The organism is Pseudomonas sp. PGPPP4 (assembly GCF_002256045.1).
Classification (GTDB): Bacteria; Pseudomonadota; Gammaproteobacteria; order Pseudomonadales; family Pseudomonadaceae; genus Chryseomonas; species Chryseomonas oryzihabitans.
In genome coordinates this window covers 78,488-102,615 of sequence record NZ_NKID01000006.1, presented here as the reverse complement: position 1 = coordinate 102,615, position 24,128 = coordinate 78,488, and the positions used below count along the sequence as shown (strand labels likewise).

24 protein-coding genes are annotated in these 24,128 nt (G+C 65.8%); 16 read left to right on the top strand and 8 right to left on the bottom strand.

Annotation, left to right across the window (positions count from 1 at the left end):
• Window positions 1-21 precede the first annotated feature (21 nt).
• Window positions 22-2,244 carry an ATP-binding protein gene (locus tag CFE50_RS12835; RefSeq protein ID WP_286734060.1) on the bottom strand — a complete coding sequence of 741 codons (2,223 nt, stop codon included), beginning with the start codon at window positions 2,242-2,244 and terminating at the stop codon, window positions 22-24.
• A gap of 251 nt (window positions 2,245-2,495) precedes the next feature.
• Between CFE50_RS12835 and tadA the strand changes: the two genes are divergently transcribed.
• On the top strand, window positions 2,496-2,999 hold the full coding sequence (tadA, locus tag CFE50_RS12830; RefSeq protein WP_286734059.1) for a tRNA adenosine(34) deaminase TadA: 504 nt from the start codon (window positions 2,496-2,498) through the stop codon (window positions 2,997-2,999).
• Here the strand turns inward: tadA and CFE50_RS12825 are convergent.
• From CFE50_RS12825 to CFE50_RS12805, 5 genes are all read right to left on the bottom strand, one after another.
• The gene (locus tag CFE50_RS12825) at window positions 2,996-3,394 is read right to left on the bottom strand and encodes a SufE family protein (RefSeq protein ID WP_241808574.1); all 399 of its coding nucleotides are present in this window, start codon (window positions 3,392-3,394) and stop codon (window positions 2,996-2,998) included. The two genes, tadA and CFE50_RS12825, sit on opposite strands and share 4 nt — an antisense overlap.
• Window positions 3,391-4,599, bottom strand: coding sequence for an aminotransferase class V-fold PLP-dependent enzyme (locus CFE50_RS12820; RefSeq protein WP_286734057.1), 1,209 nt, complete (start codon window positions 4,597-4,599; stop codon window positions 3,391-3,393). Before CFE50_RS12820 ends, CFE50_RS12825 begins: the two co-directional genes overlap by 4 nt.
• Window positions 4,600-4,649: 50 nt before the next feature.
• The gene (gene dapD, locus CFE50_RS12815) at window positions 4,650-5,684 is read right to left on the bottom strand and encodes a 2,3,4,5-tetrahydropyridine-2,6-dicarboxylate N-succinyltransferase (RefSeq protein ID WP_286734055.1); all 1,035 of its coding nucleotides are present in this window, start codon (window positions 5,682-5,684) and stop codon (window positions 4,650-4,652) included.
• Between the two features lie 73 nt (window positions 5,685-5,757).
• Entirely contained in the window at window positions 5,758-6,120 is a 363-nt protein-coding gene (locus CFE50_RS12810) for an ArsC family reductase (RefSeq protein WP_286734052.1), read from the bottom strand.
• 275 nt (window positions 6,121-6,395) lie between these two features.
• On the bottom strand, window positions 6,396-6,836 hold the full coding sequence (locus tag CFE50_RS12805; RefSeq protein WP_007160614.1) for a Z-ring associated ZapG family protein: 441 nt from the start codon (window positions 6,834-6,836) through the stop codon (window positions 6,396-6,398).
• A gap of 185 nt (window positions 6,837-7,021) precedes the next feature.
• On the opposite strand from CFE50_RS12805, the gene CFE50_RS12800 reads away from it, so the two are divergent.
• The 6 genes from CFE50_RS12800 to rpsI all read left to right on the top strand — a co-directional run bounded on the left by CFE50_RS12800 (window position 7,022) and on the right by rpsI (window position 12,163).
• Complete coding sequence (locus CFE50_RS12800) at window positions 7,022-7,657, top strand: alpha/beta hydrolase (protein WP_027598261.1); 636 nt, start codon at window positions 7,022-7,024, stop codon at window positions 7,655-7,657.
• Between the two features lie 33 nt (window positions 7,658-7,690).
• Window positions 7,691-9,040, top strand: a complete 1,350-nt coding sequence (locus tag CFE50_RS12795; RefSeq protein ID WP_241808578.1) for a tryptophan--tRNA ligase — start codon at window positions 7,691-7,693, stop codon at window positions 9,038-9,040.
• A gap of 229 nt (window positions 9,041-9,269) precedes the next feature.
• Window positions 9,270-10,364, top strand: coding sequence for a cell division protein ZapE (zapE, locus tag CFE50_RS12790; protein WP_007160611.1), 1,095 nt, complete (start codon window positions 9,270-9,272; stop codon window positions 10,362-10,364).
• 54 nt (window positions 10,365-10,418) lie between these two features.
• Complete coding sequence (gene nfi, locus CFE50_RS12785) at window positions 10,419-11,120, top strand: deoxyribonuclease V (protein WP_286734047.1); 702 nt, start codon at window positions 10,419-10,421, stop codon at window positions 11,118-11,120.
• A gap of 206 nt (window positions 11,121-11,326) precedes the next feature.
• On the top strand, window positions 11,327-11,755 hold the full coding sequence (gene rplM, locus CFE50_RS12780; RefSeq protein ID WP_007160609.1) for a 50S ribosomal protein L13: 429 nt from the start codon (window positions 11,327-11,329) through the stop codon (window positions 11,753-11,755).
• Window positions 11,756-11,770: 15 nt separating this feature from the next.
• Window positions 11,771-12,163, top strand: coding sequence for a 30S ribosomal protein S9 (gene rpsI, locus CFE50_RS12775; protein ID WP_007160608.1), 393 nt, complete (start codon window positions 11,771-11,773; stop codon window positions 12,161-12,163).
• 698 nt (window positions 12,164-12,861) lie between these two features.
• Here the strand turns inward: rpsI and rne are convergent.
• Entirely contained in the window at window positions 12,862-16,152 is a 3,291-nt protein-coding gene (rne, locus tag CFE50_RS12770) for a ribonuclease E (RefSeq protein ID WP_286734042.1), read from the bottom strand.
• A gap of 705 nt (window positions 16,153-16,857) precedes the next feature.
• Here rne and rluC point away from each other — a divergent pair.
• Genes rluC through sppA form a run of 3 tightly spaced genes read left to right on the top strand, consistent with a single transcriptional unit; the run spans window position 16,858 to window position 19,475 of the window.
• Window positions 16,858-17,811 (top strand): 23S rRNA pseudouridine(955/2504/2580) synthase RluC, encoded by a 954-nt coding sequence (rluC, locus tag CFE50_RS12765; RefSeq protein ID WP_286734039.1) that lies wholly within the window; start codon window positions 16,858-16,860, stop codon window positions 17,809-17,811.
• Window positions 17,804-18,490 (top strand): HAD-IIIA family hydrolase, encoded by a 687-nt coding sequence (locus tag CFE50_RS12760; RefSeq protein WP_241808582.1) that lies wholly within the window; start codon window positions 17,804-17,806, stop codon window positions 18,488-18,490. Before rluC ends, CFE50_RS12760 begins: the two co-directional genes overlap by 8 nt.
• Entirely contained in the window at window positions 18,483-19,475 is a 993-nt protein-coding gene (gene sppA, locus CFE50_RS12755) for a signal peptide peptidase SppA (protein ID WP_241808583.1), read from the top strand. Before CFE50_RS12760 ends, sppA begins: the two co-directional genes overlap by 8 nt.
• Before the next feature lie 18 nt (window positions 19,476-19,493).
• On the opposite strand, the gene CFE50_RS12750 is transcribed toward sppA, so the two are convergent.
• Window positions 19,494-20,072: a Maf family protein gene (locus tag CFE50_RS12750; protein WP_286734035.1), complete on the bottom strand. Its 579-nt coding sequence runs from the start codon at window positions 20,070-20,072 to the stop codon at window positions 19,494-19,496.
• Between the two features lie 99 nt (window positions 20,073-20,171).
• Between CFE50_RS12750 and CFE50_RS12745 the strand changes: the two genes are divergently transcribed.
• From CFE50_RS12745 to acpP, 6 genes are all read left to right on the top strand, one after another.
• Window positions 20,172-20,699, top strand: a complete 528-nt coding sequence (locus tag CFE50_RS12745) for a YceD family protein (protein WP_241808585.1) — start codon at window positions 20,172-20,174, stop codon at window positions 20,697-20,699.
• A gap of 10 nt (window positions 20,700-20,709) precedes the next feature.
• Window positions 20,710-20,892, top strand: coding sequence for a 50S ribosomal protein L32 (gene rpmF, locus CFE50_RS12740; protein WP_007160601.1), 183 nt, complete (start codon window positions 20,710-20,712; stop codon window positions 20,890-20,892).
• A gap of 6 nt (window positions 20,893-20,898) precedes the next feature.
• On the top strand, window positions 20,899-21,888 hold the full coding sequence (gene plsX / locus CFE50_RS12735; protein ID WP_342354965.1) for a phosphate acyltransferase PlsX: 990 nt from the start codon (window positions 20,899-20,901) through the stop codon (window positions 21,886-21,888).
• Window positions 21,889-21,970: 82 nt separating this feature from the next.
• A complete protein-coding gene (fabD, locus tag CFE50_RS12730; RefSeq protein ID WP_007160599.1) occupies window positions 21,971-22,906 on the top strand; it encodes an ACP S-malonyltransferase in 936 nt (311 codons plus the stop codon).
• Between the two features lie 15 nt (window positions 22,907-22,921).
• Window positions 22,922-23,665 (top strand): 3-oxoacyl-ACP reductase FabG, encoded by a 744-nt coding sequence (fabG, locus tag CFE50_RS12725; protein WP_007160598.1) that lies wholly within the window; start codon window positions 22,922-22,924, stop codon window positions 23,663-23,665.
• A gap of 167 nt (window positions 23,666-23,832) precedes the next feature.
• Window positions 23,833-24,069 (top strand): acyl carrier protein, encoded by a 237-nt coding sequence (gene acpP / locus CFE50_RS12720; RefSeq protein WP_007160597.1) that lies wholly within the window; start codon window positions 23,833-23,835, stop codon window positions 24,067-24,069.
• The last annotated feature ends 59 nt before the right edge of the window (window positions 24,070-24,128 follow it).

Below are 24,128 nucleotides of genomic sequence, written 5' to 3'. Positions count from 1 at the left end.
CTTTTCTCTCGTCCGGGTTCGCTAGGGCGCGAGCGGCAGGGTGAAGCTGAAGGTGCTGCCCTGACCCAGGGCGCTGGTGACGCTCAGCTCGCCGCCGTGGGCTTCGACGATGCCCTTGGCGATATATAACCCCAGCCCATGACCGGTGGGGTTGTCTTCCTGGACATGCCAGAAACGTTCGAACACCCGCGCCTGCTGCGCCTGGTTCATGCCGCGACCGTTGTCGGTCACGCTGATCTCCGCCAGGTTGCCGAGTTGCCGCATGCCGAGCTGCACCAGGCCGCCTGGCGCGGTGAACTTGATGGCGTTGCCCAGCAGATTCATCAGCACCTGGAAGATGCGCTCGGCTTCCACCAGCACCTGGAGCTCCGGATCCACGGCGTATTCCAGGCTGATGTTCTTGATTTCCGCCAGCGGCCGCGACAGCAGGATGGGTTGTGCGCAGACATCGGCCAGGCGCGCCGGCTTCAGATCCAGCGCCAGGCGACCCGATTCGATCTTCGACAGGTCCAGCAGGTCGCTGATCAAGGCGTTCATGCGATTGGCCGCGGTCTCTATCACCTCCAGCGAGCCGGGCAGGCGGTCATCGCCCGGGGCCAGCTTTTCCAGCTGACGCTGGAGCATCCCGACCTTCATCAGGATGATGGTGATCGGGCTGCGCAGGTCATGGGAGACCGCCGCGACGATCTCGTCGCGCAGACGCACCGCCTGCCGCTCGCGCTCGACCTGACGCGCCAGATCCAGCTCGATGGCCGAGCGGCGCAGGTCCTTGGCGGCGAACAGATCGGCGGGGCGCCAGCGTTCGGAACGCAGCCGCACCAACTCCTTCCAGGCATCGAAGGAGCGCCGCGGATGCGGATAGTTGAGCCCGGGACCCGGTGCGGGCACCGTGGCTTCCAGCTTGGCCGGGTTGCCGCTCCAGACCACCGTGGTGACGATCTCGGGGCGGAACCAGAGCACCAGGTTGCGCACCGGCTTGGGCAGCGCCAGCGCCAGCACGCCGCTGGCTCTGGCACTGTAGCGGCGGGCGTCGGGCAATTCGTCGGCCAGGCAGCGGGTCGCATAGATGCCCGACGCGTCCATCTCGGCCGTGACCCAGGCGGCGAGGACGCGAATGTCCTCCGCGCCGGGGCATTCACCCAGGGTACAGAGTTCGTCCTCCACCAGCACCGCGACCCCGGCGGCATCCACCAGCTCCAGCAGGTCGGTGGGTCTTTCGCAAAGCCCGCTGAGCACCTCGCCGCGGCTGTCGCACATGCCCTGGATCAGGGCTGCCAGCTGCGCCTCGCGGGCGTCGATCTCGCGCTGCACCTGGCGATTCTCCAGGGCGCGGATCATCAGCGACACCAGTACCCCGACCGAGCGGCAGGCCATCCGCGTGCGATAGGGCAGATACAGGGGCGCGCGATGGCCACAGCTGATCAGCCCCCAGAGCTTGTCGTCGCTGATCAGCGACACGCTCATGGAGGCGCGCAGGCCCTGGTTGCGCACGTACTGGCAGTGGATGGGCGATACGCTGCGCAGCACGGCATGGGTCAGGTCGATGGGGTCGCGCTCGGTGCCCTGCAGAAAGGCCGGTACCAGCGGGATCGCCTCGTACTGGGCATCGGGAATGTTGCGGATCCAGTTCTCGTGATAGAGCACCCGGGCCTGGGCGGGAATGTCGCTTGCCGGAAAGTGCATGCCCAGGTAGCTGTCGATGTCGTCGACCCGATCCTCGGCCACCACCTGGCCATCGCCGCCGTCATCGAAGCGATAGACCACCACCCGATCGAAGCCGGTGAGGGTGCGCACCTCGCGCACCGCACCCTCGCACAGCTCGGGTAGGGTACGGGCCTGCTGCAGCCGGGCCAGGGCGCGGGCCAGCCCGGCGGGCTCGACGCCGCCATGGTCGTCCGGCTCGAATTCCAGGAACACCAGGCCGTGGCTGCGATGCAGGATCACGTCCATGTCGCGGGCCGGACGCGTCCAGCTCAGCGGATTGGCTTCTTCCAGATGCTCTAGGGTCAGCGCCTGCCGCACCTGCTCGAACAGCTCGAGGGGCAGCACCTGCTGCAGCGGTCGATCCAGCAGCTCGAACTGGGGCTTGCCGAGCAGCTCGGGCAGATTGCGACTGACATGCTTGATCAGCCCCTCCGCCTCATCGAACGCGATGAGGTAGCCGTGTGCCTGGATGGCGCCTGGAATGCGGATCGGCTCGCTTTCGCAGCTTTGCAGGGACTGACCGGAGGGTGCAGCAATCATGCGACTGTCTCAGATGAACTCTTGAATAGGACCGCAACGAGGCGGACCTGTTAAAGCTTTAGCACCGAATGGCTGTGAATGTGATGCCGTTCACGCACTGCTAGCAGTCACAGCATCAGTCTCGCATTGGCTGTACCTGATAACTATTATCGCGATTATTTTTTGCCGACGGGTTCATCTTTGGCGGCGGATCCCGCGACTGGCCTCCCGGGCTGACGGCGGTATCATGGCGCTTTGTGCAGAGTTCAGTCATGGCCCGCTTCCGCCCCTTGCCCATCATCGACCGCAGCCGGGATGACCTGTTCATGCGCGAGGCCTTGGCCCTGGCGGAGCAGGGCGCCGTCCAGGGCGAGGTGCCGGTCGGCGCCGTGGTGGTGCTCGACGGCGAGGTCATCGGCCGCGGCTTCAATCGGCCCATCGGTGCTCACGATCCCAGTGCCCATGCCGAGATGCAGGCGATACGCGACGCCGCCGCGCGCCTGGCTAACTACCGGCTGCCAGGCGCGACCCTCTATGTGACGCTCGAACCCTGCAGCATGTGCGCCGGCCTCATCGTCCACAGTCGCATCCAGCGCCTGGTCTATGGCGCCAGCGAGCCGCGCGCCGGCATGGCCCAGAGTCGCGGGCGCTTTTTCGAACAGGATTTTCTCAACCACCGGGTGCTGGTGGAGGGCGGGGTGCTGGCCGAGGCCTGCGGTCAGGTGCTGACCGACTTCTTCCGCGCGCGGCGCCAGCCGCCGGTCAGCGAAGGCTAGGCCGCCAGTTCGCGCATCCGCGTGAGCACGGCATTCAAGCCATTGCTGCGCGATTGCGACAACTGCCGTTCCAGGCCGAGTTCGCCCAGCCAGCCGTGGATGTCGAGGCGGCCCAGCTCTTCGCGGGTCAGGCCATTGGCGCGCACCAGCACCACGGCGAGCAGCCCCTTGAGCACCCGGGATTCGCTGCTGGCACGAAAGAAATGACGCTCGCCCTGGGCTTGGTGGGTCAGTCGCACCCGACTCTCGCAGCCCTGTACCAGGTCTTCGTCGCGCTCTTCCACTACCGCCGGTAGGCGCTCGGCCCACTGCAGCAGCAGTCGCGAGCGTGCCTCCCAGCCCTTGGCGATAACAAAGGCGCGGCGGGCTTCCGCCGCATCGGGAAGCAGATTCATCGCAAGAGCTCCAGGGCGTTGTCCAGGGCGGTGAAAAAGCGCTGCAGGTCCTCGGCGTCGTTGTACAGGCCCAGGGAAACCCGCAGCGCACCGGGGGTCTGCAGGGTCTGGAACAGCGGCATGGCGCAGTGCTGACCGGCGCGCACCGCGATGCCCTGTTCGCCCAGCAGATGGGAGAGATCGCCGACGTCCACGCCCGCGACCTGGAAGCTGGCCAGGGCGATCTGGGGTTCACCCAGCACCCGCACGCCGTCGCGGGCAGCCAGCCCGGCCAGCAGCTTCAGGCTCAGGGCCTGCTCGTGACCGCGGATCAGCGTCTCGTCCTGGCCCTGCAGCCAGTCGACCGCCGCGCCCAGGGCGATGGCCGCGCCTATGGGCGGCGTCCCCGCCTCGAAGCCCATGGGCGCGGCGTGGAAGCGGGCGTCGGTGAAGGTGGTGTGCTGCACCATCTCGCCGCCGAATTGCCAGGGCTTGAGCTGCGCCAGGCACTCGGCCTTGCCCCAGAGCACGCCGATGGCCTCCGGGGCATAGAGCTTGTGGCCGGAGAACACATAGAAATCGGCGTCGAAGTCGGCCGGGCGATGCCGCCCATGGACCGCGCCCTGGGCGCCATCCACCACCAGCCAGGCCGGCGAGCGTGCCCGGATCAGGGCCGCGAGTTCCGCCAGCGGCTGCCAGGTGCCGAGCACGTTGGACAGCTGGCTGACCGCGACCACGCGGGTGCGCGGCCCCAGCAACCGCTCGGCGGCTGCCAGATCCAGATGACCGCTCGGAGTCAGCGGGATGACCCTGAGCTCGAGGCCGCGACGCCGGGCCAGCTGCTGCCAGGGCAGCAGGTTGGCGTGGTGCTCCAGGGCACTGATGAGAATCTCGTCCCCGGCTGCGATGGCGTCTTCCAGGCCATAGGCCAGCAGATTGAGCGCCTCAGTCGCGCCGCGGGTCAGCACCACCTCGTGCGGCGCGGCAGCGCCCAGCCAGGCGGCGATCCGCCCCCGGGCGCCTTCGTAGGCGGCGGTGGCGCGCTCGGCAGCCCAGTGCTGGGCCCGGTGCACATTGGCCGCGCCCAGGCTGTAGCTGGCCAGCAGGGCATCCAGCACCACCTGGGGCTTCTGCGCCGTGGCGGCGCTGTCGAGGTAGGTGATGCCGTCGGCGGCGAAGGCGGTGAAGGCCGGAAACTCGGCTCTCCAGGGGGAGGGTAGCGACATGGCGACAGCTCCGGGGTAGCCCGCGCGAGGCGGGCTGCCCGGTTGTGGACTCAGTTGTGCGCGTGCAGCGCTTCGTTGAGTTCGATGGCGGTCTTGTTGGTCTTGCATTCGACGGCGCCGGTTTCCGAATTGCGGCGCAGCAGCAGGTCGCTCTGACCGGCCAGCTCGCGCGCCTTGACTACCCGTACCAGCTGGTTCTGGTCATCCAGCACCGCCACCTTGGTACCCGCGGTCACATAGAGACCGGATTCCACGGTGCAGCGATCGCCCAGCGGGATGCCGATGCCGGCGTTGGCGCCGATCAGGCAGCCTTCGCCGACGCTGATGATGATGTTGCCACCGCCGGACAGGGTGCCCATGGTGGAGCAGCCGCCGCCCAGGTCCGAGCCCTTGCCGACGAAGACGCCCGCGGAAACGCGGCCTTCGATCATGCCGGGGCCGGCGGTACCGGCGTTGAAGTTGACGAAGCCCTCGTGCATCACGGTGGTGCCTTCACCCACATAGGCACCCAGGCGCACGCGGGCGGTATCGGCGATGCGCACGCCGGCCGGCACCACGTAGTCGGTCATCTTGGGGAATTTGTCCACCGAGAAGACTTCCAGCAGCTTGCCGCGCAGACGGGCTTCCAGCTGCTCGGCCGGCAGTTCGGCCAGGTCCACGGCGCCCTGGTTGGTCCAGGCGACGTTGGGCAGCAGGGCGAAGATGCCGCTGAGGTTCAGGCCGTGGGGCTTGACCAGGCGGTGGGACAGCAGGTGCAGCTTCAGGTAGGCCTCGGGGGTGGAAGCGGGCGCGGCGTCTTCGGCCAGCAGGGTGGCCACCAGCGGCTTGGTGCTTTCCGCCAGACGGGTCAGCAGCGCCGATTGCACGGCATCGATGCCCTTGAGGGCTTCGGCCAGGCCGCGGGCCTGGGCCGGGGCGAAGGCGATGGCCTGGTTGCCGCCCTGGTAGTCCAGCAGCGGCGCGACCGCCTCGACCAGCGCCGCCGGGGGAGTCAGCAAGGGCTGTGCATAGAAGACTTCCAGCCAGGCGTCCTGGCGATTCTGGGTGCCGACACCGAAGGCGATACTGAAGAGGGCATTCGACATGAGACTGTTCCTTTGCAGAGGCACCGATCCGGTCGGTGCGAGATGTTCGGTAGTAGGGGCGGTGGCCGCGGGGTCAGTTCAGGGCCGCGGCATAGAGCTCGGGCTTGAAGCCCAGCAGGGTACGGTCGCCGAGATCGAGCACGGGTCGCTTGATCATCGAAGGCTGCGCCAGCATCAGGTCGATGGCCTTGGCGGTGTCGAGGTCGGCCTTCTGGGCGTCGTCGAGCTTGCGGAAGGTGGTGCCGGCGCGATTGAGCACCTTGTCCCAGCTATGCTCCGCGCACCAGGCCACCAGCCGCTCGCGGTCGATGCCGCTCTGCTTGTAGTCATGGAAGTGATAGGCCTGGCCGTGCTCGTCGAGCCACAGGCGGGCCTTCTTCATGGTGTCACAGGCCTTGATGCCGTAGAGGCTCAGGCCATTGGCCGCTGCGGGCATGGCATTCTCCTGCGAAAGACTAGGAGCCTGTTCAAAGTCTGCTGCGCGTCGGCCAAACGGCGTTAAAAATGGCTTCGGAATGCTCATTTACTACTCGTAAACTCCGCTTCCTCAGCCATTTTTGCCTTGTTTGGCGCTAGCTCGCGAGCCTTTGAACAGGCTCTAACAACCGCGGATTATGCCATGACGGGCCGGAAAAGGGCCGGGCGTCGCGCCCTGAGTGAAGAGGGCGGAGGCCGGAAAGCAGAAGGCCGGGGAGTCCCCGGCCTTGGCGATCAACCGCGGCTTTTCACGCCGTAGGTTTCGTCGAGGGTGCCGGGGGTGCCGTCACCCTTGGGCGCGTAGTCCCGCGGCGCTTCGGTCGGGCCGTCGATGCGCTCGCGACTGGAGGGGTAACGCTGCTCGGCGCTGTGCAGCGAGGCCAGCAGGTGCTGACGGGTCAGTTCGTCCTGGGCCAGGCGCTCGGCGCCTTCGGACAGGTGCGACTGCATGTCCTGGTAGGTCTGGGTGAGCTTGCGCACCAGGCCGGCGGTGGTGCTGAAGTGGCTGGTGACCTCGTGCTGGTAGTCGTCGAACTTCTTCTGCAGATCATCCAGCTGGCGCTGCACCCGGCTCGGCGCGGCACCCGGCACCAGGCGTGCCAGCAGAAAACCTATCCCGACCCCGATCAGCAGCGCGACCAGGGGCAACAACCAGGTAGTGAGCGACTGTTCCACGAAACTTCCTCTATGAGCGGCTTTGCTTTACGGTAACGGCAGACCGGCGAGCCTGTACACTGGGTTGCGTCTTCTGCCATTTGCTGGGCGTCATCATACCCCGCACTCAGGCATCGCGCAGGATCGACCCTATCAAAATCAACTCCTTGGATGAGCACTGTTCGTCCGGGATCACGGAGTCAAGCGTGTCAGCCCGTGAACAACCCCTGCTGCTGGAGGGCCCCGCGGGCACTCTGGAGGCGCTGTACCAGAGCCCGGATGCCCCCACCGGCGCGGTCCTGCTCTGTCATCCCCATCCGCTCCATGGCGGCGCCATGCAGAACAAGGTGGTCGCCACCCTGCAGCGCATCGCCCGGGATGCCGGCCAGGCCACCCTCAGATTCAATTTTCGCGGCGTTGGTGCCAGCACCGGCGTGCATGCCGGTGGCGAAGGCGAGATCGACGATGCCGCGGCCGCCGTGGCCTGGTTGCGTGAACGCCATCCCGACCTGCCCCTGACCCTCTGCGGCTTCTCCTTCGGCTCCTGCGTCGCCGCCTGCCTCGGCGGGCGCCTGGAAGGCGAGGGCGTGGCGGTGGAACGGCTGTTCATGCTGGCGCCGCCGGTGGAGCGTTTCGCGGTCGACGGCCGCCTGCCGCAACGGGCGCGCCTCACCGTGATCCAGCCCGAGGCCGACGAGGTGGTGACCCCGGAGCGGGTCTATGCCTGGTCCGCCGCGCTCGAACAGCCGCACGAATTGCTCCGCGTCGCCGACTGCAGCCATTTCTTCCATGGCAAACTCGTCGAACTCAAAGATCTGGTCCTGCCCCGTCTGCAGGCCTGACCCCAGTTAGTCTCTCGGATTTCCAGCGCCTCCATGACCACTCGCATCCTCACTGGCATCACCACCACCGGTACCCCGCACCTGGGCAACTATGCCGGGGCCATCCGCCCCGCCATCCGCGCCAGCCTGGCCGACGATGCCGACTCCTTCTATTTCCTCGCCGACTACCATGCCCTGATCAAGTGCGACGACCCGGCGCGCATCCAGCGTTCACGCCTGGAGATCGCCGCCACCTGGCTGGCCAGCGGCCTGGATCCGCAGCGGGTGACCTTCTACCGCCAGTCCGACATCCCCGAGATCCCCGAACTGACCTGGCTGCTCACCTGCGTCGCCGGCAAGGGCCTGCTCAATCGTGCCCATGCCTACAAGGCCGCGGTCGACCGCAACCTGGAGCAGGGCGAGGATCCCGATGCCGGGGTCACCATGGGCCTCTACAGCTATCCGGTGCTGATGGCCGCGGACATCCTGATGTTCAACGCCCTGCGCGTGCCGGTCGGGCGCGACCAGATCCAGCACGTGGAGATGGCCCGCGACATCGGTCAGCGCTTCAACCATCTGTTCGGCAACGGGCGCGACTACTTCGCCCTGCCCGAGGCGGTCATCGAGGAAAGCGTCTCCACCTTGCCCGGTCTCGATGGCCGCAAGATGTCGAAGAGCTACGACAACACCATCCCGCTGTTCGGCAGCGCCAAGCAGCTCAAGGACGCCATCGCCCGCATCGTCACCGACTCGCGCCTGCCCGGCGAGCCCAAGGACCCCGACAGCGCCCACCTCTTCACCCTCTACCAGGCCTTCGCCACCCCCGAGCAGAGCGCGGCCTTCCGCACGGCCCTGCTGGACGGCCTGGCCTGGGGCGAGGCCAAGGGCCAGCTGTTCGAGCTGCTCGACGCCGAGCTGGGCGAGGCCCGCGAGCGCTATGCGGCGCTGATCGCCCGTCCCGATGATCTGGAAGACATCCTGCTGGCCGGTGCCGCCAAGGCCCGCCGCTATGCCACGCCCTTCCTCGGCGAATTGCGCGAAGCCGTGGGCCTGCGCTCGCTCAAGACCCAGGTCGCCACGGGAGGCACCAAGAAGAAGGCCAGCAAGACCGCCCGCTTCGTCAGCTTCCGCGAGAGCGACGGCAGCTTCCGCTTCCGCCTGCTCGACGCCGACGGCACCGAACTGGCTCTGTCGATCCCCTTCGCCGAAGCCAAGACCGCCGGCATCACCAGCAAGCAGCTGGTCACCACGCCGGCCAGTGTCGTGGCGGGAGAGGGCAACGGCTTCCAGCTGCTGCTGGACGACAAGGTCGTAGCCGAAGGCGTCGCCAGCGATTCCCCCGCCGCACGCGATGCGCTGATCGAGCGTACCCGGACTGCCCTGGCGCAATTGGCCGAGGCCTAAGAGCTTGTACAAAGGCTGCTGCGCGTCGGCCAAACTGCGTTAAAAACGGCTTCGGAATGCTCATTTACCACTTGTAAACTCCGCTTCCTCAGCCATTTTCGCCTTGTTTGTCTCTAGCTCGCGAGCCATTGAACAAGCTCTAAAGGCACCCGCGGTCCCCGGCGTTGTCAACGCCAGGGACCGCCATTACAGTGACCACCCTTTTTTCCCCATCCGACCAGAAGCCGCCATGACCCCCCTCGAGCGTTACCAGGCCGACCTCAAGCGCCCGGAGTTTTTCTACGATGCTGCCCAGGAAGAGGCCGTCCGCCATCTGCAGCGCCTCTATGACGAATTGCTCGCCGAGCCCGCGTCCAAGGGCGGCCTGTTCGGCAAGCTGCTCGGGCGCAAGACGGTCACGCCGGTCAAGGGGCTGTATTTCTGGGGTGGGGTAGGGCGCGGCAAGACCTATCTGGTCGATACCTTCTATGACGCCCTGCCGTTCAAGCAGAAGATGCGCACCCACTTCCACCGCTTCATGAAGCGGGTCCACGAAGAGTTGCGTACCCTCAAGGGCGAGAAGAATCCCCTGACCATCATCGCCCGGCGTTTCGCCGACGAGGCGCGGGTGATCTGCTTCGACGAATTCTTCGTCTCCGACATCACCGACGCCATGATCCTGGCGACACTGCTGGAAGAACTGTTCAAGAACGGCGTCAGTCTGGTCGCCACCTCGAACATCGTGCCCGACGGCCTCTACAAGGACGGCCTGCAGCGCGCGCGCTTCCTGCCGGCCATCGCGCTGCTCAAGGAGCACACCGAGATCGTCAACGTCGACAGCGGCGTGGACTATCGCCTGCGCGCCCTGGAGCAGGCGCAGCTGTTTCACTATCCGCTGAGCGACGAGGTCGAGGCGGCGATGGCCAAGAGCTTCCGTTCGCTCACCGTCGAGTGCAACGACCTCTGCGAAGACGTGCCGCTGATGATCGAGAATCGCGAGATCCGCGCTCGCCGCACCTGCGAAGACGTCGCCTGGTTCGATTTCCGCGCCCTCTGCGACGGTCCGCGCAGCCAGAACGACTACATCGAGCTGGGCAAGATCTTCCAGACGGTGCTGGTCAGCAACGTCGAGCAGATGGACGCGCTCAAGGACGACATGGCGCGGCGCTTCATCAACCTGGTCGACGAATTCTACGATCGCCAGGTCAAGCTGATCCTGTCGGCCGAAGTGGAGCTCAAGGACCTCTATTCCGGTGGCCGCCTGGAGTTCGAATTCCAGCGCACCCTCAGCCGCCTGCTGGAAATGCAGTCCCACGAATACCTGGCCCGTCCGCACAAGCCGTGAACCCTGCCCGGGTTGAAGGATCAATCCTTTGACCCAGGTTTTCGGGAGGTACGTGTGAATTCCGATCCCTTTGCCGAATGGGACGGCTCGCCCGCCCAGGCGCGCATCCTGCAGAAGCAACTGGCCACCCAGGTCCTCTTGCACGACGACTTCGGCTCGCCGCGGCGTTACGCCGGGGTCGACGTGGGCTTCGAGGAGGGTGGCGAGATCACCCGTGCGGTCGCCGTCCTGCTGGATGCCGAGACCCTGCAGCCACTGGCCCATGCCGTCGCCCGCATCCCCACCGTGATGCCCTATGTGCCGGGCCTACTGTCCTTTCGCGAATTGCCGGCGCTGCTCCAGGCCCTGGCGGAATTGCCGGAGACGCCCGAGCTGGTGTTCTGCGACGGCCATGGCATCGCCCATCCGCGCCGGCTGGGCATCGCCGCCCATCTCGGGGTGGTCACCGGTCTGCCGACGATCGGCGTGGCCAAGAAGATTCTCACCGGTCACCACAGCGAACTCGCCGAGACGCGCGGTAGCCAGGTCGACTTGCGGGATCGCGAGGGCGGGGCGATCGGCACGGTGCTGCGCAGCAAGGACCGGGTCAAGCCGCTGATCGTCTCGCCCGGGCACCGGGTCAGCCTGGCCAGCGCACCGGCGCTGGTCATGGCCTGCGTCAGACGTCACCGCCTGCCGGAACCGACGCGGCTGGCCGATCACCTGGCCTCCCGTCGCCAGGGTTCGGCGGCGACCCAGGCGCTATTTTCTTTCTAGCTTCCAGTTGCTTTTCTGGCGTGAACGGGTATCATGCCGCAGCTTTCTTGGCGGGGGATGCCTAAGCCTGCCGAGATCGCCGTAGCGGACGCCGACCCGAGCCCCCGAAGAGCGTCTGTTTCCGGCTGCCCCCGACTTGTCTGGGGTTGCACTGTTGTGTAGAATTTGCCGTCTTTTTACCAGGGCGGCCTCTGAGGCCATAGAGAATGAAAACTTTCACCGCAAAACCGGAAACCGTTAAGCGCGACTGGTACGTCGTCGACGCTGCTGGCCAGACTCTGGGTCGTCTGGCTACTGAAATCGCCACTCGCCTGCGTGGCAAGCACAAGCCCGAATACACCCCTCACGTTGACACCGGCGACTACATCGTCGTCATCAACGCCGAGCAGGTTCGTGTGACCGGTGCCAAGACTACCGACAAGATGTACTACCATCACTCCGGTTTCCCGGGTGGCATCAAGTCGATCAACTTCGAAAAGCTGATCGCCCGTGCTCCCGAGCGCGTCATCGAGACCGCCGTCAAGGGTATGCTGCCGAAGAACCCGCTGGGCCGCGACATGTATCGCAAGCTCAAGGTGTACAAGGGTGCGAACCATCCGCACACCGCTCAGCAGCCCCAAGAACTCAAGTTTTAATCGGGATAGTACAACATGTCGGCAACTCAAAATTACGGTACCGGCCGTCGTAAGACTGCCACCGCTCGTGTCTTCCTCCGTCCGGGCACTGGCAAGATCTCCATCAACGATCGCGCTCTGGACACCTTCTTCGGTCGCGAGACCGCGCGCATGGTCGTGCGTCAGCCCCTCGAGCTGACCGAGACCCTGGAGAAGTTCGACGTCTACGTTACCGTCGCTGGCGGTGGTGTGAGCGGTCAGGCCGGTGCTATCCGTCACGGCATCACCCGTGCGCTGATCGAGTACGACGAAGGCTACCGCAGCTCCCTGCGCAAAGCCGGTTACGTCACTCGTGACGCCCGTGAAGTCGAGCGTAAGAAAGTCGGTCTGCGCAAAGCGCGTAAGCGTCCGCAGTACTCCAAGCGTTAATCCTTCGGGATACGCTCGAAAAACCCAGCCAAGCGGCTGGGTTTTTTTATGCCTGGGATTTTTCGGCGAAGAGTGCGCAGGGCCGATGGGGTGGATTCGCCGCCAAAGGTCGGCATTCAGGTATCCGCCGAAAGTTGTGCTTCGCTACGCTCAACGCCAACCTGCGTCGATTCCCTCGGGCATCGTAGGCTGGGTTGAGGCAGCTCCACCGCCGAAGCCCAACAACTAGCCCACCTCCCAATGTTGGGCTTCGCTAACGCTCAACGCCAACCTACATCGTTTGCCTCGGGCACCGTAGGTTGAGTTGAGGCGGCTCCACCGCCGAAGCCCAACAATCCGCCCATCTCCCCGTTTTGGGCTTCGCTACGCTCAACGCCAACCTACATCGATTCCCTCGGGCACTGTAGGTTGGCTTGAGGCAGCTCCACCGCCGAAGCCCAACCAATCAGCCCGTTTCCCAGTGCTGGGCTTCGCTACGTCCAGCGCCAAACCACGTCGATTCCCTAGGCCCGTAGGTTGAGTTGAGGCGGCTTCATCGCCATAGGCAGCCCTTCATCGCGGGTAGGGCTCCAGTGCGTAGGGGGCTAGCCTGCGTCGATCTGCCGGGACCGGCTCGTCACCCTCGATGCGCCATGCCCACCCGAATCCGAGGCATAAAAAAGGGGCGCCTAGGCGCCCCTTTTCATGGCTGGCGGAGATCAGCCGGGATGATTTTCCCGCGACTCCTTGAGCTTGCGATCGAGTTCGGCCTGGGTGGCTTCATCCTCTTTCACCGCATCGGCCTTGGGAGCCTCCGCAGGGGTGTCGGCTTCGCCGGTCAGGGCGACGGTAGCCGCTTCTTCCTGCGCAGGGCTGGGCACGATTTCCACGGGCTCTTCCACCACGATCGGCGCCGATTCGGCTTCGGCCGCAGGCGACTCTTCAGCGATCGGGGCCGGCTGGGCCTCGGGCGTCTGTTGCGGATCGACGGTACCTACCGCCGCGGTGGCAAAGGTTTCCTCGGTTTCTGCAATGGCGCCCAGGGCAGGGGCCTGAGCGTCCTGCTCGGCCTGCTTGGCGCGTGCCGCTTCAGCTTCACGTGCCAGGCGCTCGCGACGACGGCGCTCACGCGGATCGTTGGAGGCGCGACCGGCAGCCGATTCCGCAGCTTCGGTCTCGATCGGTGCTGCGGGAATGGGCGCGGTGGCCGTTACCGGAGCAGTCTGCTCGACCACCGGCGTGGTGATCTCGACTTCCTGGTGCGGCGCACGCTCGTCCTGCAGCTGGCTCACCTGGGGGGTGAGGATCTCCGGCTGGGCAGGGGCGTCCGCTGCGGGCTGCTCCATTGCAGCCTCCTGGGTGGCTTCGGTGGCGGCCGGGGTTTCGGCGGTGGCTGCCGACTCCTGCTGGCGAACGTCACGAACCTCTTCCTGGGTGGCAATGGCGGTCACGCTTTCGCTGACCACGACGGCGGTACCCAGGGCGACCGCGGCCGGCGCGACAGAGGCGTCGGTGGCGGCAGCGCCTTGCTCTTCGTCTTCGATGAAGTTGCCGTTGGCATCACGCTGACGCTCGCGACGGTTGCTGCGACGACGCTGACCGCGGGAGCGGCGACGCGGACGCTCTTCGCCTTCTTCCAGCTCTTCGTTGCCTTCCAGCACCTCTTCTTCGTTCAGCTCTTCGGCGCTGGCCGCTTCCTGGCGCTCTTCGCGGGCCTTGCGTTCTTCGCGCGGCTGCCGCTCTTCACGCGGCTTGCGCTCTTCGCGTGGCTGCCGCTCTTCGCGCGCCGGACGCTCTTCAGCGTTCACGCGCTCTTCGCGGGGTTGACGCTCCTCACGCGGTTGACGCTCTTCGCGGGGCTGACGCTCCTCACGCGGCTGGCGCTCTTCGCGAGTGGCACGCTCCTCGCGGGGCTGACGCTCTTCACGCGGCTGACGCTCCTCGCGGGGCTGGCGTTCTTCGCGCGGTTGGCGCTCTTCGCGATTGGCGCGCTCTTCGCGGGGCTGACGCTCCTCGCGCGCCGGGCGGTCTTCCCGGGCCTGACGCTCTTCGCGCGGCTGGCGCTCTTCACGCGGCTTGCGCTCTTCGCGGGCCGGGCGCTCGCTGCGCTCGCCGCGATCGGCGCGCGGCTGGCGTTCTTCGCGCGGCTTGCGCTCGTCGTCACGACGGCCTTCACGGCGGCGATTCTGCTGACGACCGTTGCGGCGCTCGTCCTGGCGACGCTGCTCGTCGCTGCTCTTGGGCGCTTCCGGAGTGGCAGCGGTCTTGTCGACCATGGGCTGCTCTTCGGTCTTGCCGGCGAACAGGCTGACCAGGGACTTCACCAAGCCCTTGAACAGGTTCGGCTCGGCGGTGGTCTTGGCGGCAGGGGCAGCAGGAGCGACCACTTCGGCGGCGACCGGGGTGGGAGCCGGTGCGCGCTCGGGCGCCACCTTCACGGCCGCTTCCTGGCGCACCAGGGTACGGGTGGAGCTGACCGGCTGCACCTCTTCGGCTTCGGTGTTGGCCATCTCGTAGCTGGACTGGCTGTTCAGCAGCTCGGGATTGTCGTCACGCAGACGCTGCACTTCGAAGTGCGGGGTCTCGATGTGATCGTCCGGCAGGATGATGATGCGCACGCGGGTGCGCAGCTCGATCTTGGTGATGCTGTTGCGCTTCTCGTTGAGGAGGAAGGACGCCACCTGGATGGGTACGTGGGCGCGTACCTCGGCGGTGCGATCCTTGAGGGCTTCTTCCTCGATCAGGCGCAGGATGGCCAGCGACAGGGATTCCACATCGCGGATGATGCCCTGGCCGTTGCAACGGGGGCAGACGATGCCGCTGGTTTCGCGCAGGGAAGGGCGCAGGCGCTGGCGGGACATTTCCAGCAGGCCGAAGCGGGAGATGCGACCGATCTGCACGCGGGCGCGGTCGGCTTCCAGGGCTTCGCGGACGCGATCTTCCACGGCGCGCTGGTTCTTGACCGGGGTCATGTCGATGAAGTCGATGACGATCAGGCCGCCGATGTCGCGCAGGCGCAGCTGGCGGGCGATTTCCTCGGCCGCTTCCAGGTTGGTCTGCAGGGCGGTTTCTTCGATGTCGCCACCCTTGGTGGCGCGCGCCGAGTTGATGTCGATGGACACCAGGGCCTCGGTGGGATCGATGACGATGGAGCCGCCGGACGGCAGCTTCACTTCACGCTGGAAGGCGGTCTCGATCTGGCTTTCGATCTGGAAGCGATTGAACAGTGGGACGCTGTCCTGGTAGAGCTTGATCTTGCTGGCGTACTGCGGCATCACCTGGCGGATGAAGCTCAGGGCTTCTTCCTGGGCTTCGACGCTGTCGACCAGGACTTCACCGATGTCCTGACGCAGGTAGTCGCGGATGGCGCGGATGATGACGTTGCTTTCCTGATAGATCAGGAAGGGGCCCTTGCGCTCACCCGAGGCTTCGGTGATGGCGGACCAGAGTTGCAACAGGTAATCGAGGTCCCACTGCAGTTCTTCGGTGCTGCGGCCTAGGCCGGCGGTGCGCACGATCAGGCCCATGTCGCCCGGGGCGTTCAGGCCGTTCAGGGCTTCGCGCAGTTCGTTGCGCTCTTCACCCTCGATGCGACGGGAGATGCCGCCGGCACGGGGATTGTTGGGCATCAGCACCAGGTAGCGACCAGCGAGGCTGATGAAGGTGGTCAGGGCGGCGCCCTTGTTGCCGCGCTCTTCCTTTTCGACCTGGACGACTACTTCCTGGCCTTCGGAGAGCACTTCCTTGATGTTGACGCGGCCTTCCGGGTTCTTCTTGAAGTATTCCCGGGAGATTTCCTTCAGCGGGAGGAAGCCGTGGCGATCAGCGCCGAAGTCGACGAAGGCGGCTTCCAGACTGGGTTCGATGCGGGTGATGCGGCCTTTGTAGATGTTGGCCTTTTTCTGTTCGCGGGCTCCGGACTCGATGTCCAGGTCGAACAGCCGTTGACCGTCGACCAGGGCAACCCGCAATTCCTCGGGCTGGGTCGCGTTGATGAGCATTCTCTTCATGTAATACCACTACGTTCCGGGCTCTCGGCCCGCAGGGTGGCAACAGGATTCAAGAGAAGGGTGCACGGGGTCGTATCGAAACCGGGCAAAGCCGGCCTTCGTGTCCAGCAGCAGGCCCTGGGGCGTGCCGCGACTACGTCTCCTGCAGGCGCTTGAGCGACTGCCGTTGCAGCTCCACAGGAGGAGGAATCAACCAGGCATGGTGCGGGCGTGACAGCCGAAAGGCTCGGGCAGCCGGGTCGTCGCGGGATTCGTGTCAGGTGTCGCTCGGTTGGAGCATCGGCCGTTGGCCTTGAGGCTTCCACCTGCGATCGTCACCTTGGCCGAAGCTGGGCGCGAAGCGGGCTGCAGGCGTACTGTCAGGCTACGCGATACGCTGGTTGTGCATCTCCATCCTGCACACAATCTTCAGGAATCAGGTGCCGCCCGCAAGGTCCGGAGCGGTTGTCGTTTTACAGCTGGCACCCTGGGTGCCGCTGCCTTGGTTACCAGGCGGATCGCAGATCGCCACTCACCCCCTTGGGCAGAGTCGGCGTTCTGCTGGACGGCCAGACGTCCAGTGACTATTGCATTTGCAGCCTATATTCGCGGGCGGAATCTACGGCCTCGCGAGCGGTGCCATCCAGACAGGACTGATAACCGCCTCCGGACTATAGCAGCAAGCTTTAAGTGCTTCAAATAAGGGAAAATTGCTATCATCTGCCGATGACTAAGCCTCCTTCTCCCAGCACTGGCGTTCAATTGCTCGATGTGCCCGCCGACTATGCTGGCCAGCGCATCGACAACTTCCTGCGTACCCACCTCAAGGGTGCGCCCAAGACCCTTATCTATCGCATCCTGCGCAAGGGCGAAGTACGGGTGAACAAGGGCCGCATCAAGCCCGACTACCGCCTGCAGGCCGGCGACCAGATCCGCGTACCGCCGCTGCGTCTGTCCGAGCCCGACGAGCCGGCGCCCCTGGCCAGGGGACTGCTCGAGCGTCTGGAGGATTCCATCGTCCACGAGGACAAGGCCCTCATCGTCATCAACAAGCCGGCCGGGATCGCTGTGCACGGCGGCAGTGGCCTGTCCGGTGGGGTCATCGAGGTCTTTCGCCAGCTGCGTCCCGACGCCCGCGACATCGAGCTGGTCCATCGTCTCGACCGGGATACCTCGGGCCTGCTGATGATCGCCAAGAAGCGCAGCATGCTGCGCTTCCTGCACGAGGCCCTGCGCGGCGACGGCGTCGACAAGCGCTATCACGCCCTGGTGCGCGGCCACTGGCCGGCGGCCAAGAAGAAGATCAGCGCGCCCCTGCTCAAGAACACCCTCAGATCCGGCGAGCGCATGGTCGAGGTCAATGACGAAGGCAAGGAAGCGCTCACCGAATTCCGCGTGCTGCGGCGCTACGGCGAATTCGCCACCCTGGTCGAGGCGCGGCCGGTGACCGGGCGTACCCACCAGATCCGCGTCCATGCCCGCCACGCCGGACACGCCATCGCCGGCGATCCCAAGTACGGCGACGAAGACTTCTCCCAGGAGATTCGCGAGCTGGGCGGCAAGCGGCTGTTCCTGCACTCGGCGAGCCTGGTGATTCCGCTGCCCGAAGGCGGCGAGTTGCGCCTGGAAGCGCCGGTCGACAGCATCTGGAGTCAGACGCTGGAGCGTCTGGATGCCTGATTACCAGCTGCTGATCTTCGACTGGGACGGCACCCTGGCGGATTCCATCGGCCGGATCGTCGAGGTGATGCACGTGGCGGCCGAGCAACTGGGGTTGCCACCGCGCAGCGATGTGGCCATCAAGGGCATCATCGGCCTGGAATTGGTCGCGGCCATCCAGACGCTCTATCCGCACTTGGTCACTCCGGCGCAGATCGAGGGCTTTCGCGATGCCTACAGCGCCGAATTCGTCCGTCGCGAACAGCAGGCGTCGCCTCTGTTTCCGGATGTGCTGAGCGGGCTGCAGCGCTTTCGCGCCCAGGGCTACCAGCTGGCCGTGGCGACGGGAAAGAGCCGGCGCGGCCTGGCCCGCTCGCTGCAGCAGCATGGCTTGAGCGAGTTCTTCGACATCACCCGTTGCGCCGACGAGGCCGCCGGCAAGCCCGATCCGCAGATGGTCGAGGAGATCCTCGCCCATTGCCGCGTGGCGCCGGAGCGCGCCCTGCTGATCGGGGATGCGGTGTTCGACCTGGAAATGGCCCGCCGTGCCGGGGTCGCTGCGGTCGGAGTGGCCTATGGGGCCCAGCCGGCGGAGGTGCTGAGGGATTTCGGGCCGCGCCTGGTGATCGAAGCTTTCGCGGACCTGGCGCTATGGCTGGGTGACAACGTTGTGGTCAGGAGTGAGGTTGGGCATGGCTGACGAGTGGAAGGAAGACAGCGGACGTGCGCGTCCGGCGGACGACAAGACCTGGGCCCTGATCGAGAAGACCATGCTCGCCAGCGTGCGCGAGCAGCGGCGGGCGCGGCGCTGGGGCATCTTTTTCAAGCTGCTGACCTTCGCCTACCTGATCGTCATGCTGGTGCTGTTCACGCCCCTGCTGTCGCTGGGCAAGAAGGGTGGGGTGACCGAGTCCGGCGCCCATACCGCGCTCATCGAACTCAAGGGCGTGATCGCCGACGACGAGAAGGCCAGTGCCGACAATGTGGTCACGGCCCTGCGCAAGGCCTTCGACGACAGCAACACCCGTGGCGTGGTGCTGCGCATCAACAGTCCGGGCGGCAGTCCGGTGCAGTCCGGCTACATCTATGACGAGATCAAGCGCCTGCGCGGTCTGCATCCGGATATCAAGCTGTACGCGGTGATCACCGACCTGGGGGCCTCCGGCGCCTACTATGTGGCCAGCGCGGCCGACGCCATCTATGCCGACAAGGCCAGCCTGGTCGGCTCCATCGGCGTGACGGCCGCTTCCTTCGGTTTCGTCGGCACCATGGAAAAGCTGGGCGTGGAGCGCCGGGTCTACACCTCGGGCGAACACAAGGCCTTCCTCGATCCCTTCCAGCCGCAGAAGCCCGAAGAGACCCGTTTCTGGCAGCAGGTGCTGGATACCACCCATCAGCAGTTCATCGACAGCGTCAAGAAGGGGCGTGGCGACCGGCTCAAGGTCGAGGGTCATCCGGAGCTGTTCTCCGGGCTGGTCTGGTCCGGCGAGCAGGCGCTGTCCCTGGGGCTGATCGATGGCCTCGGCAGCGCCAGCTATGTGGCGCGCGATGTGGTCAAGGAAGAGCGGCTGGTCGACTACACCCAGGAAGACTCGCCCTTCGACCGTTTCGCCAAGCGCCTGGGCGCCAGTGTCGCCGAGCGCCTGGCGCTCTACATGGGCTGGCAGGGTCCGGCGCTGCGCTAGGGCGACAGCCTGCAGGTCTCAAGGGACCTGCAGGCCAGCCTCCCGCAGCAGTGCGGCGAGGCGGATGAGAGGGAGGCCGATCAGGCTGGTCGGGTCGTCCCCCTGCATGGCCTCGAACAAGGCGATGCCCAGGCCCTCGGCCTTGAAGCTGCCGGCGCAATCGTAGGGCTGTTCCGCCAGCAGGTAGCGGTCGATCGTCGCAGCCTCGAGCGGGCGAAAGCGCACCTGGAAATCCACCACCTCGCTGCGGCACTCCCCGGTGCGGCTGTCCAGCACGGCCAGTCCGGTATGGAACACCAGGGTGCGACCGCTGGCCCGGGCCAGTTGCTGCCGGGCTCGCTCATGGGTCAGGGGCTTGCCGAGGATCTCGCCGTCGATGGCGGTCGCCTGATCCGAGCCGATGATCAGGGTCGGCTCCGGCTGGTCGGCCAGGGCAGCGGCCTTGGCCCGGGCCAGGCGCTCCACCAGCGCCCTCGGGCTTTCGCCGGGCCGCGGCGTTTCGTCGATGTCCGGCGATTGATGAGCGAAGGGCAGCTGGAGCCTTTCCAGCAATTGGCGGCGGTAAGGCGAGCTGGAAGCGAGTAGAATGAGAGGCATCAGTTTGTTCTCGGGCGAGATCGACCAGAGGTCGGTCGGAGTCGCTTCGGGGTTAATTTCCTTTGACAGCCGTAAGGCCGTCCCTATAATGGCGCGCTTATGTTGAATGGGCCAATTCCACCTCAGGTCGATCCTCGCAAATTGGCGGATCGCGGCGTAACCCTCAAGGGTGAGCTGCCTCTCGCGAACATGCGGCGTGTCGGCGAGCAGCTCGTGAAGTCCGAAGGCGCGGTAGCCGTCGTCCTCGACTTCGGGCGTGATCAACAGCGGCAGTTCGTTATCCGCGGTGTCCTCGATACCGCGGTCGAGATGATCTGCCAGCGTTGTCTGGAGCCGGCAGTGCTTCCCATCCACAGCGAATTCGATTTCGCCGTGCTCTGGGAGGGGCAGTCGGCCGATGCCTTGCCACAGGGTTACGATGCCCTGGAGGTTGGCGAAGATCCGCTGGATCTGCATAGCCTGATCGAAGAAGAGCTGTTGCTCGCTCTGCCGATCATCCCTGTGCATCCGGAAGGGGATTGCCAGCATCCGGAAGGTTTCGAGGCGCCCGAAGAGCCGGCGGACGAGGAAAAGCGACCCAACCCGTTCAGTGTACTTGCGCAGTTGAAGCGTGACCCAAACGTTTAGGAGTTAAATCATGGCTGTTCAGCAGAACAAAAAATCCCGTTCCGCTCGCGACATGCGTCGTTCGCACGACGCCCTCGAAGCGAACGCTCTGTCCGTGGAAAAGAGCACCGGTGAAGTTCACCTGCGCCACCACGTGTCGCCCGACGGTTTCTACCGCGGTCGCAAAGTGATCGACAAGGGTTCCGACGAGTAATCCTCGATCGAAATCGTCATCGCGATCGATGCAATGGGCGGGGACTTCGGTCCCCGCTGCATTGTTCCTGCTTCATTCGACGCTCTCGAGCGTTTCCCCGCCCTACATCTTCTCCTCTGTGGTCAGCGCGACGCCCTGTCGGCCTGGTCACCGCCTGCCTCCCTCGCCAATCGCCTGCAGTTCGACTACGTCGATGCTCTTGTCGGGCCCGATGAGCGCCCCGCTGCCGTGGTGCGGAGTCGTACCCGGACGTCCATGCATGCTGCGCTCGACGCGGTCCGGCAGGGGCGTGCCCAGGGCTGCCTGAGCGCCGGCAATACCGGGGCCTGGATGGCGCTCGCGCGACAGCTGCTGGGAACGCTGCCGGACATCGATCGACCCGCGATGATGTCGGCGTTGCCTGGACGGGGAGAGCACCAGACGCTGCTGCTCGATCTCGGCGCCAATCTCGACAGCTCGGCCGAACAGCTGGTGCAATTCGCCTATCTGGGGGCGGGTGCGGCCCAGGCGCGTGGCCTGGTGCGGCCAAGGGTCGCGCTGCTCAATGTCGGGCGCGAACCGGGCAAGGGCACGCCGGTGATCCAGGAGGCGGCACGGCGCCTCGCCCAGAGTCAGGCCTTCGACTTCATCGGCTTCGTCGAGGGCAGCGATCTCTATGCCGCCGTCGCGGACGTGGTGGTCTGCGATGGCTTCACCGGCAATGCGGTGCTCAAGTCCGGCGAGGCGCTGCTGCGCCTGCTGGTCGAGCGCAGTGGCACGGCCTCCTGGCTCGAGCGTCAGTTGCTGCAGCCCTGGCTGGCCCGGCGTTTCCGCCACTGGGATCCGGAGCTGCGCAACGGCGCGAGCTTTCTCGGCCTGAATGCGGTGGTGGTGAAAAGCCATGGCGCGGCAGGCGAAGTCGGTCTCGTTCAGGCCATCGAGCGCGCCCTGCGCGATGTGGAGACTGATCTCCCCGGGCGGATCCGGTTAAACTTGGCGGCTCTGAAAGCGGTGTGACCGACCGGTCGACACCGACATCTCAGTCTGTCAGTGGCGGAACCGCGGTTTCGCCAGCAATGGACCTACAAGAGACCTGCCTATGTCTGCCTCTCTCGCTTTCGTCTTTCCCGGTCAGGGCTCCCAGGCCCTGGGCATGCTGGGTGAGCTGGCCACGCACCACGCACTGATCGGCGAAACCTTCGCCGAAGCCTCCGCCGTCCTCGGCTACGACCTCTGGGCGCTGACCCAGCAGGGCCCGCAGGAGTCGCTCAACCAGACCGACCGTACCCAGCCCGCCATCCTGACCGCTTCCATCGCGCTGTGGCGTCTGTGGCTGGCCGAGGGCGGCGCCAAGCCGGCCTATGTCGCCGGGCACAGCCTGGGCGAATACTCGGCACTGGTCGCCGCGGGCAGCCTGCCGTTCGCCGAGGCGGTACGCCTGGTGGCGCGCCGGGGTGAGCTGATGCAGCAGGCGGTGCCGGCCGGGCAGGGCGGCATGGCCGCCATCCTCGGGCTGGAAGACGCCCAGGTGCTGGCCGCCTGTGCCGAAGCCGCCCAGGGCGAGGTCGTCAGCGCAGTCAACTTCAATGCCCCGGGTCAGGTGGTGATCGCCGGTGCCGCCGCGGCGGTGGAGCGCGCCATCGAGGCCTGCAAGGCCCTGGGCGCCAAGCGCGCCGTGGCCCTGCCGGTCAGCGTGCCCTCCCACTGCGAACTGATGCGCCCGGCGGCCGAGCGCTTCGCCGAGGACGTGCGTGGCTGCACCTGGAGCCAGCCGCAGATTCCGGTGGTGCAGAACGTCAATGCCGGCGTCAACACCGACCTGGACAGTCTCCAGCAGGATCTGCTGGCCCAGCTGTACAGCCCGGTGCGCTGGGTCGAATCCGTGCAGTACCTGGCGGCCCAGGGCGTCACCCACCTGGTGGAGTGCGGCCCCGGCAAGGTGCTGGCCGGTCTGAACAAGAGATGCGTCAAGGGCGTGGAAACGCTGGCCCTGGACACCCCCGACGCCTTCGCCGCCGCGCGCGCGGCTTTTTGAATCGAGGAAAACGAGATGAGTCTGCAAGGTAAGGTCGCCCTGGTCACGGGCGCTACCCGTGGTATCGGTCAAGCCATCGCCCTGGAACTGGGTCGGTTGGGCGCCACCGTGATCGGCACCGCGACCAGCGAGGCGGGCGCCCAGCGCATCGCCGAGTCGCTCAAGGCCAACGGCATCGAAGGCACCGGCCTGGTGCTCAACGTGTCCGACAACGCCTCCGTCGCGGCCGCCCTCGAGCAGGTCCAGACCCAGTTCGGCGCCCCGTCGATCCTGGTCAACAACGCCGGCATCACCCGCGACAACCTGATGCTGCGGATGAAGGACGATGAGTGGTTCGACGTGATCGATACCAACCTCAACAGCCTGTTCCGCCTGTCCAAGGCCGTGCTCAAGGGCATGACCAAGGGCCGCTGGGGTCGCATTGTCAGCATCGGCTCGGTGGTGGGTGCCATGGGCAACGCCGGCCAGGCCAACTATGCCGCCGCCAAGGCCGGTCTCGAGGGCTTCACCCGGGCACTGGCCCGCGAGGTGGGTTCGCGCAACATCACCGTCAACGCCGTGGCCCCGGGTTTCATCGACACCGACATGACTCGTGAACTGCCGGAAGCCCAGCGCACCGCGCTGCTGACCCAGATCCCGGCCGGCCGCCTCGGTCAGGCCGACGAGATCGCCAAGGTGGTCGGCTTCCTGGCGGGCGAGGGCGCGGCCTATGTGACCGGCGCCACGATCCCCGTCAACGGCGGAATGTACATGAGCTGACCGGCGTTACCCCCGCGCGGCTATTGCGCTAAGCTGGTAAACTGTCGGACCAGCAATGGCCGCGCATACGTCTTGATGTCGCGTCAGCTTGAAATACGGAAATCCCTTTCTATACACTTACGCGCAATCCGTTGTGCGGATTTTTCCTTTAGGAGTGAGAACACGGTATGAGCACCATCGAAGAACGCGTTAAGAAGATCGTCGCTGAGCAGCTCGGCGTGAAGGAAGAGGAAGTTACCAACAGCGCTTCCTTCGTCGAGGATCTGGGCGCCGACTCCCTTGACACCGTCGAACTGGTGATGGCTCTGGAAGAGGAATTCGAGACCGAAATCCCGGACGAGCAGGCTGAGAAGATCACCACCGTCCAGGAAGCTATCGACTACATCGTTGCTCACCAGCAATAAGTAGTCGCCAGTTTCGGACACAAGAAGCCGCACGTCCTGTAGGGCGTGCGGCTTTTCTT